This is a genomic window from Synechococcus sp. MU1611, from assembly GCF_020514255.1.
GTDB lineage: Bacteria > Cyanobacteriota > Cyanobacteriia > PCC-6307 > Cyanobiaceae > Parasynechococcus.
This window is the reverse complement of record NZ_VTLC01000006.1, coordinates 65,815-79,942: the sequence shown is the minus strand read 5'-3', so window position 1 is coordinate 79,942 and position 14,128 is coordinate 65,815. Positions and strand designations below refer to the sequence as shown.

The following is a 14,128-nucleotide window of genomic DNA, read 5'->3' as shown; positions in this document are numbered from 1 at the left end:
GCAAGCCGGTTGGCTCGTCAAGCTCAGCGTTGGCGCACTGGCCGTGGTCGTGTGCCCGATCGTCCGCCGATCAAGCCGGTGGATTCCAGCGAACAGCGGATCAGCAGCCCCAGGATCACCAGGCTCGACATCAGCGAGTTGCCTCCATAGCTGATCAACGGCAGCGGCAGACCGGTCGTTGGCATGGCCCCAGAGGCCACCGCAATGTTCAGAATCGATTGGCCCACAAGGATCGTGGTGCAACCGATCGCCACAAGCCGCGCCTGGTTGCTGCGGCAGCGCAGGGCCACTCGCAGCCCCACCCAGGCCACCAGCATGAGGAACAACAGCAGCAGCACCGAGCCGACAAATCCAAATTCTTCGGCGAAAACCGCATAAATGAAGTCGGTGCTCTGGATCGGCAGATACTGCAGCTTTTGGGTGGAGAGGCCGTACCCCTGGCCCATCCAGCCTCCCGATCCGATCGCCAACAGGCTCTGCACCAGTTGGTAGCCATCCCCCATCGGATCGTTCCAGGGATCCAGAAATGACACCACCCGCAGGCGTTGGTACTCGTTAATCAGGATGCTTGCGGTGCCCAGAAGCGATCCGGCTAGGGCGGTGCCCACCAGGCTGCGCCAGCGCAGGCCAGCCGCCATGGCCACCATCCACAGGGTGAGTCCCATCAGGGCGGCGGTGGAAAGGTTGGGCTGCTTGAGGATCAGCAACAGCAGTCCGCCAAAGCTGCCGAGCCAGAGCAGCTTCTGGTCGAGACTCATCCGGCTCCAGGGAGCGAACAGGTTGGCGGCCTGCAGAACCACGAAGGGCTTCACAAGTTCTGATGGCTGCACCTGCAGGGGCCCCAGCACCAGCCAGCGGCTGGCGCCGTTCACGGTGGTGCCCATCACCAGGGTGGCGGCGATCAGCAGGCAGCCCATCCAAAGCCCCGGGCCTGACCAGCGCAGCCAGCGCCGAAGGCTGGTGGAGATCGTGATGCCGAGCAGGCTCCAGCTCGCCATCAGCCAGATCGCCTGCCGTTTCAGGTAGAAAGCGCCATCACCCATTTCCCGCAGGGCTACCCACCAGCTGGCCGAGGCCAGGATCACCAGTCCTGCAATACTCCAAAACCCGGCCAATCCCATCAGTAGGCGGGCCTCTGCCGGCCAGAGCTGCCAGGGCAAGGGCAGCAGCTTTTGAAACACTCCGTTATTACGTCCCCCGGTCTTTTCACGCCTGGCAGAAATGGACTTAGGCGCTGTGGCGTTCACCGGTACTGGGCAGAGGGACTCTCGATGCTCCATTGAGCCGTGAAAGCTGGGCTTTGCCAAGGCAAAGATGCTGTTGTTCAGGCGGCACTGAGGCGCTCGTGCTCCACTTCCCATTGCACGTGGGACCCCCAAGATTGCTGGCGCACCCAGCAGCGGCCCCCACGGCAGTGCAGCACCTGGAAGGGAGGCAGGTCGGACGGCTGGTTGTCGAGCCGCACAAAGCTGCCGGGCCTCAACAGAGGCACCACGTTGGCGGGTTGGGGGCGGTGGGTGGACACGTCCCTCGACGCAGATTGGAGGAAATCCTCACGGCAGAACCGGCTTCAGCCTCTGGATCGCCGGTTTTCTTCGGGATCGGTCTGCTTTTATGTCGCAATGGCGTCCAAACAGCGTCTGGATCTGGAACTCCTGACCCGTGGCCTGGTCAGTTCACGGCAACAGGCGCAGCAGCTGATTCGTGCTGGCAAGGTTCGGGATGGAGCCGGCATGCTGCTGGACAAACCCGGCACGGAAGTCACGGCCGAGCGTGAATTGCGGGTGGAACAGCCCCCTCGCTTCGTCTCCCGTGGCGGCGAAAAACTGTTGGCTGGATTGCAGGCCTTTTCTGTACGGGTGGAGGATCGCGTCTGCCTGGATGGCGGCATCTCCACTGGTGGCTTCACCGATTGCCTGCTGCAGCACGGAGCCAGCCGGGTCTATGGCGTGGATGTGGGCTATGGCCAGACGGCTTGGAGCCTGCGCACCGATCCCAGGGTGGTTCTGCGTGAACGTACCAATCTGCGCCACCTCCAACCCGAGGTTCTCTATACGGCGGATGACCCCTGGCCCAGTCTTGCGGTCACCGATGTGTCGTTCATTTCGCTGCGTCTGATCCTTCCTGCCTTGCGCCGGCTGTTGCAGGGTCCAGGTACCGAGGCGCTGGTGCTGGTGAAGCCGCAGTTTGAGGTCGGTAAGAACAGGGTTGGCAAGGGGGGTGTGGTTCGTGATCCGGCGGCCCACCGTGATGCCATCGAATCCGTGATCACAGCCGCTGGGGAGTCGGGTTGGCAGCCGCAGGGCCTCGTGGCCTCGCCGCTCACAGGCCCCGCCGGCAACCACGAGTACGTGCTCTGGTTGGGTGAGGCCGACGCGGCTGATTTGCCGGATCTAGAGCTTCTGGTGGCGAAGACGCTGAATGGTTGATGGGCCATAAAAAAGCCCGGTGTTGAACCGGGCTTGGCCTTGAATTGGAACGGAGTTCAGTTGCCGACGTTGACCTGCTGCCCCCCGGTGCAGAGTTCCACCTTGATAATGCGTCCCCCCTGTTTCTGGATGCGCTGTTGCTCAGCGAACCAGCTGTCATAGGGAACCCATTTGGTGAAGAAGGTGTTCTGCAATTCGCGCTGCGTCCGAACCTTTTCAGGGCTGGGGATGCAGGCTGTGACTTTGAACAACCGCATGGGGCTCAGTTGCCGAGGCCGGAGCAGATGTAGTCGAAGTAGACGCCCATTTCCTTGCCGGCGTCAGGGCCGACCAGTCCAGCGGTGACTTCTTTCATGGCTTGGATTGCCTGAACAGTGGCGCCGATGGGAACTCCCAAGGAGTTGTAGGTCTCCTTGAGGCCGTTAAGCACCCGCTCATCGAGGATGGAAGTGTCGCCGGCGAGCATGGCGTAGGTGGAATACCGCAGGTAGTAGTCCAGATCGCGGATGCAGGCGGCGTAGCGGCGGGTGGTGTACATGTTGCCGCCGGGACGGGTGATGTCCGAATACAGCAGGGCCTTGGCAACGGCATCACGGATGATGGCTGAAGCGTTGGCGCTGATGGTGGCGGCAGCGCGCACGCGCAGTTCACCACTGGCGAAATACGACTCGAGGCTGCTCATCGAGGACGTATCCAGGTACAGGCCCTGGACGTCCGACTTGTTGATGACGTTGGTGATGGCGTCTTGCATGGATCCGTGAGGAGACGAGGGAGAAAATCAGCGAGCGGTTCAGGCGAGGGCGCCAACCACGTAGTCGAAGTAGGTGCCGGCTTCCTCTGCGTCGGCTCCTGTGAGGAGGCCCATGGCGACGATCTTCATCTCGCGCACGGATTCAGCCAAAGCTTCCAGAGGGGTTCCCAGGGAGCGATAGAGCTCTTTTGCGCCGATCACACCGATCTCTTCAATCGGAGTTACGTCACCGGCAACGATGCCGTAGGTGACAAGGCGGAGGTAGTAATCCATGTCGCGCAGACATGTGGCGGTCATCTCCTCGCCGTAGGCGTTACCGCCAGGGGAGATGACGTCGGGACGCTTCTGGAACAGCTGACCTCCAGCCTGCTTGACGATGCGCTCGCGGCTCTCGCACAAGACCTGAGCCACGCGCAGACGGCGTTGACCGCCGGTGACGAAGGCTTTGATCTGGTCGAGTTCGCCAGGGCTGAGGTAGCGGGCTTCGGCGTCCGCGTTGATGATCGAGTTGGAGACGATGCTCATGCAGTTCTGCCTCGAAACAAGCGGCCGCCCGTAGGAGACCGGTATCCGGTGAATAAGGGGTGATCCCGAGGGATCGAGTCTCAGACTAAAGGCTGGGACAGGGGGTCGAAGCGTCGGGAGTGAGACTTGTTCACATCGGTCAACAGTGACCGCTGTGAGCTCGCTCCGTTGGATTCGGCTGAGGCATTCTGCGCTGACCATGGCCGGGGAGTTTTGCCCGGGTAACAGTTCTTCATGGCTGATTTGTTGCGCAGAAAAGTACTGGCATAACTGCGATCTGCGACTTCGCTCGGGATGCGTCTTAGACGCACAAAATGATCCCGAGGAAGCTGTACTTCACCGGGATCGAATGAGAACAACCGCCGCGAATGTGGCGGTTGTTAGTCACTGAAATGGGCCGTACGGCTTAGATCGCCTCGCTCGAGGAGGGATTCATGCCGGCGTTTCCGTTGTACAGCGATGCTGTCCGCTGAATTGTGGCCTGTGGAACCCCTGAGCTGGTGTTCATGCCATCAACGCGAGGCACCGCTGTGCCGATGCGATCTGCTAGCAATTCGGTCACCGCAGCACCATGGCCTGCCTGGGCTCGTGTGATCAGGAAGCGGCTGGTCTCAGCAGGTGTGGTCGCCCGCCCCAGCAGGGCTAAACCAGCAGCGGAAGCGGCCCGAAGCGGTGCCATCGAGGAGATCCGGTTCTGGAACGCCTCGCTCATCGCCACTTCAGCGATGAAATCAGCCAGGTCGATGTCCTGATTGCGCAGACGTGACTCCGCGCTGATCAGACGCTCACTTCCGGTGGGGACACGGTTGAGCAGCTGCTTGTAAGTCGCATCGAGAACCGTCTGTAGCTCATCTTCGCTGCAAGGCTGTTTCAGCTCGAGCATCGCGGGAAGTCCACCCCGCAAGCGGAACCCTGAAGCTCCTTCCGTGACAAGGGCCATTCCCATGCGTGGGAGTGCCTGTCCACTCCGCGCGTTGGAAGAAATGAGCTCAACGCTCCAGGTGCGACCCCCGATGCTGGTTGGCGTTGAGTTGCTGGCTCGACGCATTGGGAAGCCAGTCTTGTTGGATGCAAGACCTTGTCGACGCACCACCGACAGCCAACTGGGCCCCGCGGCGTTTGCGTTGGTTGTTGTCGTGAAGTCTTGGCTGGTTGCTTTTTGCGTGTCAGGCAGGTTGCGTGGTGTTACATCGCCACTGCTGCGGAACGCTTCGGATCGATGGGTTTCAGGACGGCTGCCAAGGGTCAGATCAGCGGCAGCTTCAATCTTGAGAGGACGTGACCAGCCGGGAGCCCGGCGAGCAGTCACATCACCGGGTGTGATGAAACGTTCGTAGGGGACTGTGTCGGCTCCAAACGCTTGGCTGTATTCCTTGCTGTCGATCAGTGCGTCAACCACTCCATAGAAACCGTGTCGTGCGGCTGTATCGAAAAGGGCATCGATTTCCCAGCGTCCGAAGGTGGGTCGGCCAAGCAAACGGCGATGCATCACTTCGATCGCCTTCACGATGTAGAGGCCGCTCCAGTAGCGGCGTCGGAAAGCATCGGATTTGGCGACGGCCCGAACAAAATCCTTGAGCGGAATATCCCCATTTTCGAGGCGGGCTTCATCAGAGCTCATTCGCTCTCCCGCATAGCCGCCGTTGCCTAGCACTTGCACGTAAACCGCCTTGATCACGGCTTGGGTGCTGGCCTCAGTCGTGCGCACGCTGGGCTGACCACCACGGCCTGGATTCACAGTGCCACCTGTGGCGATCTGCTGAAGTCGCATGACGCGCGGACCACTCTTGCGTGGGCGGCTCTTGCGGAAACTGTCGCTGTCCAGCTGGCCGGGGCTGTTGAGCCCATTGCTCACGAGCAGGCGGCGGCTGTCGTAGCCGTAGGGGGCTGGTCGGGTGGCCACTGAAGCTGTGCCGCTCGGGAAGATGGCTCCGAATTTGTTGGCTACCGGATCATTGCCACCGCCGTAGACGTGCTGGTCGGCAAACGGTTGGCGGTAGGAGGCGTAGAGGGTGACGTATTGCGGTGCGCCATCGAAGGGGGCGCTGAAGTTGAAGAGCTTTCGGTTGGATCCCCAGCCGGCGCTTTCCTGGGCTTCCGTGCCGAGATCCCGCAGGTAGGGAACTGTTTCTTCACCAAAGGCCTGGGCGTATTCCGAGGAATTCACCAGTACATCCACGAGGCCATTGAGGCCCTGGTCACTGAGGATGGCGAACGACTTTCGGAATTCCTCGAGGGAGCTGATGCCCCGTCCGAGGAAGTGGCGATAGGCCAGTTCAACAACACGGCTGTTGACGAAACCGTCGTGGAACTGCTGGCGATATTCCTTGCTGCGGCCGAGGGCGCGAACGAATTCGCGCATCGAGATCTGGCCTTGGGCGACCGCGCTGGCTTTGTCTGCGCAGGGGGTCTGGGAATAACCCTTGGCGATGTCGCGCTCAAACACCTGGCGGTAAGCGGCGCGAATGATTTCTGCTTTTTCTGCTCCGGAGAGGCCCGGCCGCATCTCAAAGAGCTGGCGGCCTTCTGAGGCAAGGGCGTAGATCGCCGGGAGTTGCAAACCTTGTTGAACTGCACTCCCCTGCCGCTGCTTGGTGCTGGGGGTGGGTATGGCCAGCTCCTGCAACAGCACGTTGAAGCAGTCGATGGTCATCTGACGGGCTTCAGGACGGTCCCGTAGCAGTTCGGCGGAGGCTGCCCGCATCTCCTGAAGGGCCACGTTGGTGGCAGCCAGGGAGCAATTCTCCAGAAGAATGTCCCGCAGGCCGCGGGTGTTCACCGCGAGGATGCTGGGGTCACCAGCCACCAGGGCGTAACCCACATAACGCAGGAACCAGCCCATATCGCGCACCGACTTGCGCATGAAAGCCGGGCCGTACTTGGCCACACTGATGGCGTTGAAGCCTGTCGGAAGCACCACACGAATATCAGCATCCCCACCGGCTCCTTCCAAAAGACGGGTCAGAAAGTTGCCTCTCTTTGTGCTGCCGCTGTCGCCGGTGAAGGTGCGTACCGACTGTTCAAAGGCGGCTTGGTCTGCTGCCAGTGGTGTGCCCCCCTGACCACTACTGCGTCCGGTCTCGCCCGTTGTTAGCGGCGATTCAAGGAAGGAGAGGGGCGTGCCCCCCACAAAAATTCTGTTGGCGGCGCGGGCCACGATGGCCTCGGCATTCGCCGCAATGATCCTGGACGCCTCGATCCGGTCTTGACCAGTTCGGAAGAAGGTCACAAGACTGTTCAGTTCCCCGTTGTCAGGGAAACGGTCCTGCTGCTCTGCCTGACGGACGCTGGAGAGCGGCAGCGTGTCGAACAGTTGGGGAGACACGCGCGGGCTGCCGCTGCTGGCGGTCACTGTCATCGACGAAAGCAAGCCGGATCGCGCCACGTTACGGCTGTCGGGATGGTGCTCCGCGGCCCCATGAACAAATGTTTGCAGGCCCTGCGGTGTCGGAGTGTCTCGCTGGGTGTGACGTGAAAAGCTCGCAGGCGCCGAATCTGCACTCCATGGCCCACCCAAAGCCCAGTGATGCTGCGACCCCCGTGGTGAGTGCGTTCTATGACCGCTTCCCTTTCCCGGGCGACCCGCTTCAGGACGGACCGCCCCCGGGATACAACTGGCGGTGGTGTCACCGCAGCGTTCTGGCCGCAGTCCACGGACTGATCCCATCTGGGATGGAGCGGCCGCGGATTCTTGATGCCGGCTGTGGCACCGGCGTCAGCACTGACTATCTCTGCCATCTCAATCCGGGTGCGGATGTGCTCGGGGTGGATATCAGTGATGGGGCCCTGGCGGTGGCGCAGGAACGGTGTCAGCGCTCCGGGGCGGCCCAGCAGGTGACCTCCCTGCGTCAGGAGCAGCGCAGTCTTCTGGATCTCGCTGACGAAGGACCCTTCGACTACATCAATTCGGTGGGGGTGTTGCACCACCTGGATCAGCCGGAAGCGGGCCTGCGCGCTTTAAGCGGTTTGTTGGCCCCCCATGGTTTGCTCCATCTCTTTCTTTATGCCGATGCAGGGCGCTGGGAGATTCACCGGACCCAGAAAGCTCTCACTCTTCTGCAGGCCGGTACCGGGGCGGAGGGGCTGCGCCTTGGTAGGGATCTCTTTGACACCCTGCCCGAAACCAATCGTCTCGCCCGTCATCACCGTGAACGCTGGGCCGTGGACTGTGCTGCGGATGCCAACTTCGCGGACATGTATCTGCATCCGCAGGAGACCAGCTACAACCTTGAGCGGCTGTTCCAATACATCGCCACGGCAGGCCTTCATTTCGCCGGCTTCTCGAATCCGGAGGTCTGGGATCCGGCACGCTTGTTGAACGGGGAGTTGTTGGAGCGTGCCCAAGCGTTGCCCCTTCCTCAGCAATGGGAGCTTGTGGAGCAGCTGGATCCCGACATCAGCCACTTCGAGTTTTTCCTTTCTGCCCAGCCGATCGAACCGGCAGTGCTGAGCGATGAGGCCTTGCTGCAGTCCCATGGGTTGCGCCAGCCCTGTCTGTGGGGCGAGCCGGATCCGATCCTTGGCACCGATATGGAACCGCTGCAGCTTTCGAATGAGGAGCGGGAGTTGCTGCAGAGGCTGCAGGAACAGCCCGATGCTCCGCTGGGAACCCTGGCTCAGCCGACGGTGATTCGCCGCCTGGTGGATCGGCGGCTGGTGCTGCTGAAGGCTTAAGGAAATACGCGTGATAGATTCCGCGCGCCATTTCAGGCAGCGCTTGGAGGATTTCTACCGTCTTCAGCGTCGTCTGCTGTTGGCCACCGTTCTGGTGTCCGTCGTCACGATTCCGATCGTGGCTCTCACCATGAACCTTTCGGTGGCTGGCAGTGTTTTTGTGGGCTCCTGCGCCGGACTTTTGTACGTGCGCTTGCTTGCCCGCAGTGTGGCCCGGCTCAGTGACCAGTCCCGTGGACTGGGGCGTTTTCAGCTCATCGTTCCAACCTTGCTTGTGGTTGGTTCGGCCAAGCTGCCCCAGCTCGATCTGTTGCCGGCTTTCCTGGGATTCCTTCTCTACAAGCCCGCCCTGATTCTTCAGCACGTTTTCGACGACCGCTGAAGCTGAGCACTTTTCTCTGCACCCATGGCTTTGCTGCCCCTACCACTTCCGTTCGCTGAACTGGAAGTGGGCCACCACCTGTATTGGCAGATCGGCGATCTGTACCTCCATGGCCAGGTTTTCCTGAGCTCTTGGATCCTGATTGGCATCCTGCTTGCCCTGGTGCTGGCTGGCACCCGCAACATGCAGCGCGACCCTTTGGGGCTGCAGAACCTGATGGAGTTCCTCTGGAACTTCATCCGCGACATCGCCCGCGACAACATCGGCGAGAAGTACTACCGCGATTGGCTGCCATTCATCGGCACCTTGTTCCTGTTCATCTTTGTGAGCAACTGGGGCGGTGCCCTGATCCCTTGGAAGATCTTCGAACTACCAGAGGGTGAACTCGGCGCTCCCACGGCAGACATCAACACCACGGTGGCGATGGCTCTGCTGGTGTCGCTGGCGTACTTCTATGCCGGCTTGAGCCGCAAGGGTTTGCGTTTCTTCGAGCTGTACGTGGAGCCGACTCCAATCATGCTCCCGTTCAAGATCATCGAGGAATTCACTAAGCCTCTTTCGCTCTCGTTCCGTTTGTTCGGCAACATCCTCGCCGACGAATTGGCGGTGGGTGTGCTGGTCTACCTGGTTCCGCTTTTAGTGCCTCTCCCCGTGATGCTGCTTGGCCTGTTCACCAGTGCCATTCAGGCTTTGATCTTTGCGACCCTCACCGCTTTCTACATCGGTGAAGGTCTTCACGAAGCCCACTAAACGCCCCCTTTTCTTTCGCCTTTTATCGGCGATCTGCTAAACACATCCGCGCGCAGGTCCGGCAATGCACCCGGGCCCATTCCTTCGGGAATGTCCCTGCGCGGGGGGAACCGATCCCCAAGACCATTCCGTACAGCGCTTACCAGCGCTTCCCCTTACACCACTCAACATGGATTCCATCACCTCCGCCGCTTCCGTTGTGGCCGCTGGCCTGGCAGTCGGCCTCGCCGCCATCGGCCCTGGTATCGGTCAGGGCACCGCGTCCGGCGGCGCTGTTGAGGGCATCGCCCGTCAGCCCGAAGCCGAAGGCAAGATCCGCGGCACCCTGCTGCTGTCCCTGGCGTTCATGGAATCGCTGACCATCTACGGCCTGGTGGTGGCTCTGGTGCTCTTGTTCGCCAACCCCTTCGCCGGCTGATCAGTGCCGGGGGATCTCTGATCCCCCCTTCTGAACTCCTTGTTTCGATTCCTTTCCAGCGCACCTTTCCATGACCTGGCTTCTGCTCGCTGAAGCAGGTGTTCCGGAGGGAGGTCTTTTCGACCTCGATGCCACACTTCCGCTAATGGCGGTTCAGGTGGTTCTCCTCACCTTCCTGCTCAATGTTCTCTTCTTCCGTCCGGTCGGCAAGGTCGTGGAAGATCGTGAGGGCTACATCTCCACCAGTCGTGCTGACGCCAAGCAGAAGCTTGCCCAGGTTGAACGCCTGGAAGCTGATCTGGCTGAACAGCTGAAAGGTGCCCGTCAGGCCGCTCAGGCCGTGATCGTTGAGGCGGAACAAGAAGTCGATCGGCTTTACCGCGAAGCACTGGCCCAGGCGGAAGCTGAAGCCAACCGCACGAAAGAGGAAAGCCGTCGCGCCATCGAGGCCGAGCGTGAATCCGCCCGTACCCAATTGAAGGGTCAGGTGGATCAGCTGAGCACCACGATCATCAACCGTTTGCTGACCGCGTGATGACTCTCAATTTCAATCCGCTTGAGACCAATCTGGTCAACCTGGTCATTGTGATCGGTGTCCTGGTTTGGTTCCTACGTGGGTTCCTGGGAGGAATCCTGGAACGCCGCCGCGCTGACATTCTTCAGGACCTGCAGGATGCTGAGTCCCGCCTGAAGACTGCCAGCGAAAACCTGAGCAAGGCCCAGTCCGAATTGGCTGCTGCCCAGCAGAAAGCCGAAAAGATTCGTGCCGATGGTCAGGCCCGCGCCGCAGGTATCCGTGCCGAAGGCGAGAAGCGGACCATCTCCGTGATGGCTGCCATCAAGGCCGGTGCCGATGCTGATGCTGAGGCTGATGCCGCTCGAATCAAAGACAGCCTTCGTCGTGAGGCCGCTCTTGCTTCGATCGACAAGGTTCTTGCCGAACTACCCGGCCGTCTCGATGCCAAAGCTCAGGCCAAGTTGATCGATTCCACCATCAAAAATCTGGAGAACGCCTGATGCCTCTCCTTAACTCCCTGGCCACCCCTTACGCCGAAGCATTGCTTCAGGTCACAGAGGCCCGTGGCGAGTCTGAAACCGTTGCGGATCAATGCAAGCAACTGCTTGAGATCTGGAACGATTCCGCGGACTTCCGTGACGCCATGGTGTCTCCGGTTCTTGAGCCCGACGCCAAAAAGAAAGCTCTCAAAGCTCTTGTTGGTGAGGATGTCACTCCTTCAGTTTTCAATTTGCTGAAGGTGCTGGCTGATCGCCAACGTCTCATTGCTTTTGATGCGGTCATGCTTCGCTACCTCGAGCTCTACCGCGAACAGCAAGGCATCACGCTGGCCCAGGTCCGTTCTGCTCAAAGCCTCACCGAGGATCAACAGGCGGCACTGTCCAAGAAGGTGCAGGCCATGGCCGGCACCAACAAGGTCGACATCGACCTCAGTGTGGATCCGTCCTTAATTGGCGGCTTCGTCGTGAGTCTCGGATCTCAGGTGATCGACGCCAGCTTGTCTGGCCAGGTTCGTCGCCTTGGTCTGGCACTCGCCAAGGCGAGCTGACCTCACTCTTTCCTCCAACGCTCCTTCCTCCCCAACTCCCACCTGGGATCACACGCCATGGTTTCCATCCGTCCTGACGAGATCAGCGCCATCCTCAAACAGCAAATTGAGGACTATGACAAGTCGGTTTCCGTCAGCAATGTCGGTACCGTTCTGACTGTGGGCGACGGCATCGCCCGCGTCTACGGCCTGCAGCAAGCCATGGCTGGCGAACTCATTGAATTTGAGGACGGCACCGAAGGCATCGCCCTGAACCTCGAAGACGACAACGTCGGCGCGGTGCTGATGGGTGAGGGATACGGCATTCAGGAAGGCAGCACGGTCAAGGCAACCGGCAAGATTGCCTCTGTTCCTGTCGGTGAAGCCCTGTTGGGCCGCGTGGTGAACTCCCTGGGTCGCGCCATCGACGGCAAGGGTGAAATCGCCACCAGCGAAACGCGCCTGATCGAGTCCATGGCGCCCGGCATCATTCAGCGCAAATCGGTGCACGAGCCGATGCAGACCGGCATCACCGCGATCGACGCAATGATCCCCGTTGGCCGAGGTCAGCGCGAGCTGATCATTGGTGACCGTCAGACCGGTAAAACTGCCATCGCGATCGACACGATCCTGAACCAGTCGGATCAGGACATGATCTGCGTCTACGTCGCGGTGGGGCAAAAGGCTGCCTCCGTGGCCAACGTTGTTGAGGTGCTGCGTGAGCGCGGTGCCCTCGACTACACCGTGATCGTGGCTGCGAACGCTTCTGAGCCCGCTGCACTGCAGTACCTGGCTCCTTACACAGGTGCCACCATCGCCGAGTACTTCATGTACAAGGGCAAGGCCACCTTGGTGATCTACGACGATCTTTCCAAGCAGGCTGCCGCCTATCGCCAGATGTCGCTCTTGCTGCGTCGTCCGCCCGGTCGTGAGGCTTACCCCGGTGACGTCTTCTACTGCCACAGCCGTTTGCTGGAGCGCGCTGCCAAGTTGTCTGACGCGATGGGCAAGGGTTCGATGACCGCTCTGCCGATCATCGAGACTCAGGCCGGCGACGTTTCGGCTTACATCCCCACCAACGTGATTTCAATCACGGACGGACAGATCTTCCTCAGCTCTGACCTGTTCAACTCCGGTCTACGCCCAGCTATCAACGTTGGTATCTCCGTGAGCCGGGTGGGTGGTGCTGCCCAGACCAAGGCCATCAAAAAGATTGCCGGCACCCTGAAGCTGGAGCTGGCTCAGTTTGACGAGCTGGCTGCCTTCTCGCAGTTCGCCTCTGACCTGGATGCCTCCACCCAGCAGCAGCTCGAGCGTGGCAAGCGCTTGCGTGAACTGCTCAAGCAGCCTCAGTTCAGCCCCCTGATCCTGGCTGAGCAGGTCGCCATCGTTTATGCGGGTGTGAAGGGCCTGATCGATGCCGTCCCCGTCGACAAGGTGGTCGACTTCTCCCGAGAACTTCGTGAGTACCTCAAGTCCAACAAGGCTGAGTTCATCTCCGAAATCCAGGAGAAGAAGGTGATGAGCCCTGAGGCTGAGGCCATCCTCAAGGATGCCATCACCGAAGTCGTGTCCACCATGGTCGCTTCTGCGGCCTGACGGAGCTGCCGAAATGGCGAATCTCAAAGAAATCCGCGACCGAATTAAGTCGGTCAAAAACACCCGCAAGATCACCGAGGCCATGCGCCTCGTGGCTGCGGCCAAGGTGCGCCGCGCCCAGGAGCAAGTGCTCCGCAGCCGTCCCTTCGCGGATCGGCTGGCGCGAATTCTGGAAAATCTCCAGTCCCGCATGCGTTTCGAAGATGCTGCATCTCCCCTGATGCAGCAGCGCGATGTGGAGACCATCACCCTGGTAGCGATCACTGGTGATCGCGGTCTGTGTGGTGGCTACAACGCCAACATCATTAAGCGCACGGAACAGCGTTTCGCTGAACTGAAGGGCAAAGGCTTTGATGTGAAGCTTCTGCTGGTTGGCACAAAAGCCATCGGCTATTTCACCCGTCGCAACTATCCGATCCAGGCCACCTTCTCCGGTCTCGAACAGGTGCCCACCGCCGATGAGGCCAACACGATCTCCACGGATCTCTTGGCTGAATTCCTGGCTGAGAGCACCGATCGAGTGGAGTTGATCTTCACCAAGTTCATCAACCTGGTGAGCTGCAAGCCTGTGGTTCAGACCCTCTTGCCTTTGGATCCTCAAGACATTGCTGATCCGGAGGACGAGATTTTCCGTCTCACCACTAAGGACGGTTTGTTGACAGTTGAGCCAGGTGCTGGTCCTGCCAATACCGAGCCGAAGATTCCTTCGGACATCGTGTTTGAGCAGACCCCTGAACAGTTGCTGAATGCACTTCTTCCTCTGTATCTGCAGAACCAGATGTTGCGTTCACTGCAGGAATCGGCAGCGTCTGAGCTGGCCAGCAGGATGACGGCCATGAACAACGCCAGCGACAACGCCAAGGAATTGGCGAAGACCTTGACGCTGGATTACAACAAGGCCCGTCAGGCTGCGATCACCCAGGAGATCCTGGAAGTGGCAGGTGGTGCCGCCGCGGTCGGCTGATCTTTCCGATCAATCCACCCTTGAAAGCCGGTCCATTGGGCCGGCTTTTTTGTGTCTTCTTGAAGCTGCCGTCTCTCCTACTGGTCAAGGCT

The 14,128-nt window shown here is 60.3% G+C and carries 16 protein-coding genes; 10 read left to right on the top strand and 6 right to left on the bottom strand.

Translation table 11 applies throughout. The features are described from left to right. Nucleotides 1-23 precede the first annotated feature (23 nt). Nucleotides 24-1,121: an FtsW/RodA/SpoVE family cell cycle protein gene (locus FZZ92_RS11605; protein WP_370631286.1), complete on the bottom strand. Its 1,098-nt coding sequence runs from the start codon at nt 1,119-1,121 to the stop codon at nt 24-26. Nucleotides 1,122-1,324: 203 nt separating this feature from the next. Then, the gene (locus tag FZZ92_RS11600; protein ID WP_115022436.1) at nt 1,325-1,525 is read right to left on the bottom strand and encodes a hypothetical protein; all 201 of its coding nucleotides are present in this window, start codon (nt 1,523-1,525) and stop codon (nt 1,325-1,327) included. 97 nt (nt 1,526-1,622) lie between these two features. On the opposite strand from FZZ92_RS11600, the gene FZZ92_RS11595 reads away from it, so the two are divergent. Next, the gene (locus FZZ92_RS11595) at nt 1,623-2,429 is read left to right on the top strand and encodes a TlyA family RNA methyltransferase (RefSeq protein ID WP_115022435.1); all 807 of its coding nucleotides are present in this window, start codon (nt 1,623-1,625) and stop codon (nt 2,427-2,429) included. A 56-nt stretch (nt 2,430-2,485) separates the two neighbouring features. Here the strand turns inward: FZZ92_RS11595 and FZZ92_RS11590 are convergent, their stop codons facing one another. The 4 genes from FZZ92_RS11590 to FZZ92_RS11575 form a co-directional block, all read right to left on the bottom strand. Further along, nucleotides 2,486-2,686 carry a phycobilisome linker polypeptide gene (locus tag FZZ92_RS11590; RefSeq protein ID WP_006851140.1) on the bottom strand — a complete coding sequence of 67 codons (201 nt, stop codon included), beginning with the start codon at nt 2,684-2,686 and terminating at the stop codon, nt 2,486-2,488. Between the two features lie 5 nt (nt 2,687-2,691). Then, the gene (apcB, locus tag FZZ92_RS11585) at nt 2,692-3,180 is read right to left on the bottom strand and encodes an allophycocyanin subunit beta (protein ID WP_115022433.1); all 489 of its coding nucleotides are present in this window, start codon (nt 3,178-3,180) and stop codon (nt 2,692-2,694) included. A gap of 39 nt (nt 3,181-3,219) precedes the next feature. After that, nucleotides 3,220-3,705, bottom strand: a complete 486-nt coding sequence (locus tag FZZ92_RS11580) for an allophycocyanin subunit alpha (protein ID WP_006849995.1) — start codon at nt 3,703-3,705, stop codon at nt 3,220-3,222. A gap of 406 nt (nt 3,706-4,111) precedes the next feature. Next, entirely contained in the window at nt 4,112-7,063 is a 2,952-nt protein-coding gene (locus FZZ92_RS11575) for a phycobilisome rod-core linker polypeptide (protein ID WP_226423267.1), read from the bottom strand. 146 nt (nt 7,064-7,209) lie between these two features. Here FZZ92_RS11575 and FZZ92_RS11570 point away from each other — a divergent pair, with 146 nt between their 5' ends. The 9 genes from FZZ92_RS11570 to FZZ92_RS11530 all read left to right on the top strand — a co-directional run bounded on the left by FZZ92_RS11570 (nt 7,210) and on the right by FZZ92_RS11530 (nt 14,036). Continuing rightward, the gene (locus tag FZZ92_RS11570) at nt 7,210-8,379 is read left to right on the top strand and encodes a bifunctional 2-polyprenyl-6-hydroxyphenol methylase/3-demethylubiquinol 3-O-methyltransferase UbiG (protein WP_226423266.1); all 1,170 of its coding nucleotides are present in this window, start codon (nt 7,210-7,212) and stop codon (nt 8,377-8,379) included. Between the two features lie 43 nt (nt 8,380-8,422). Next, nucleotides 8,423-8,761, top strand: a complete 339-nt coding sequence (locus tag FZZ92_RS11565; protein ID WP_115022430.1) for a hypothetical protein — start codon at nt 8,423-8,425, stop codon at nt 8,759-8,761. A gap of 24 nt (nt 8,762-8,785) precedes the next feature. Continuing rightward, nucleotides 8,786-9,511 carry a F0F1 ATP synthase subunit A gene (gene atpB, locus FZZ92_RS11560; RefSeq protein WP_115022428.1) on the top strand — a complete coding sequence of 242 codons (726 nt, stop codon included), beginning with the start codon at nt 8,786-8,788 and terminating at the stop codon, nt 9,509-9,511. Between the two features lie 169 nt (nt 9,512-9,680). Continuing rightward, a complete protein-coding gene (gene atpE / locus FZZ92_RS11555) occupies nt 9,681-9,929 on the top strand; it encodes an ATP synthase F0 subunit C (protein ID WP_006851467.1) in 249 nt (82 codons plus the stop codon). 70 nt (nt 9,930-9,999) lie between these two features. Further along, nucleotides 10,000-10,464: a F0F1 ATP synthase subunit B' gene (locus tag FZZ92_RS11550; protein WP_115022426.1), complete on the top strand. Its 465-nt coding sequence runs from the start codon at nt 10,000-10,002 to the stop codon at nt 10,462-10,464. After that, nucleotides 10,464-10,946 (top strand): F0F1 ATP synthase subunit B, encoded by a 483-nt coding sequence (locus FZZ92_RS11545; protein ID WP_115022424.1) that lies wholly within the window; start codon nt 10,464-10,466, stop codon nt 10,944-10,946. Before FZZ92_RS11550 ends, FZZ92_RS11545 begins: the two co-directional genes overlap by 1 nt. After that, a complete protein-coding gene (gene atpH, locus FZZ92_RS11540) occupies nt 10,946-11,494 on the top strand; it encodes an ATP synthase F1 subunit delta (protein ID WP_115022423.1) in 549 nt (182 codons plus the stop codon). Before FZZ92_RS11545 ends, atpH begins: the two co-directional genes overlap by 1 nt. Nucleotides 11,495-11,551: 57 nt before the next feature. Next, a complete protein-coding gene (gene atpA / locus FZZ92_RS11535) occupies nt 11,552-13,072 on the top strand; it encodes a F0F1 ATP synthase subunit alpha (protein WP_115022421.1) in 1,521 nt (506 codons plus the stop codon). Nucleotides 13,073-13,085: 13 nt separating this feature from the next. Continuing rightward, complete coding sequence (locus FZZ92_RS11530) at nt 13,086-14,036, top strand: F0F1 ATP synthase subunit gamma (protein ID WP_115022419.1); 951 nt, start codon at nt 13,086-13,088, stop codon at nt 14,034-14,036. Nucleotides 14,037-14,128: the final 92 nt, after the last annotated feature.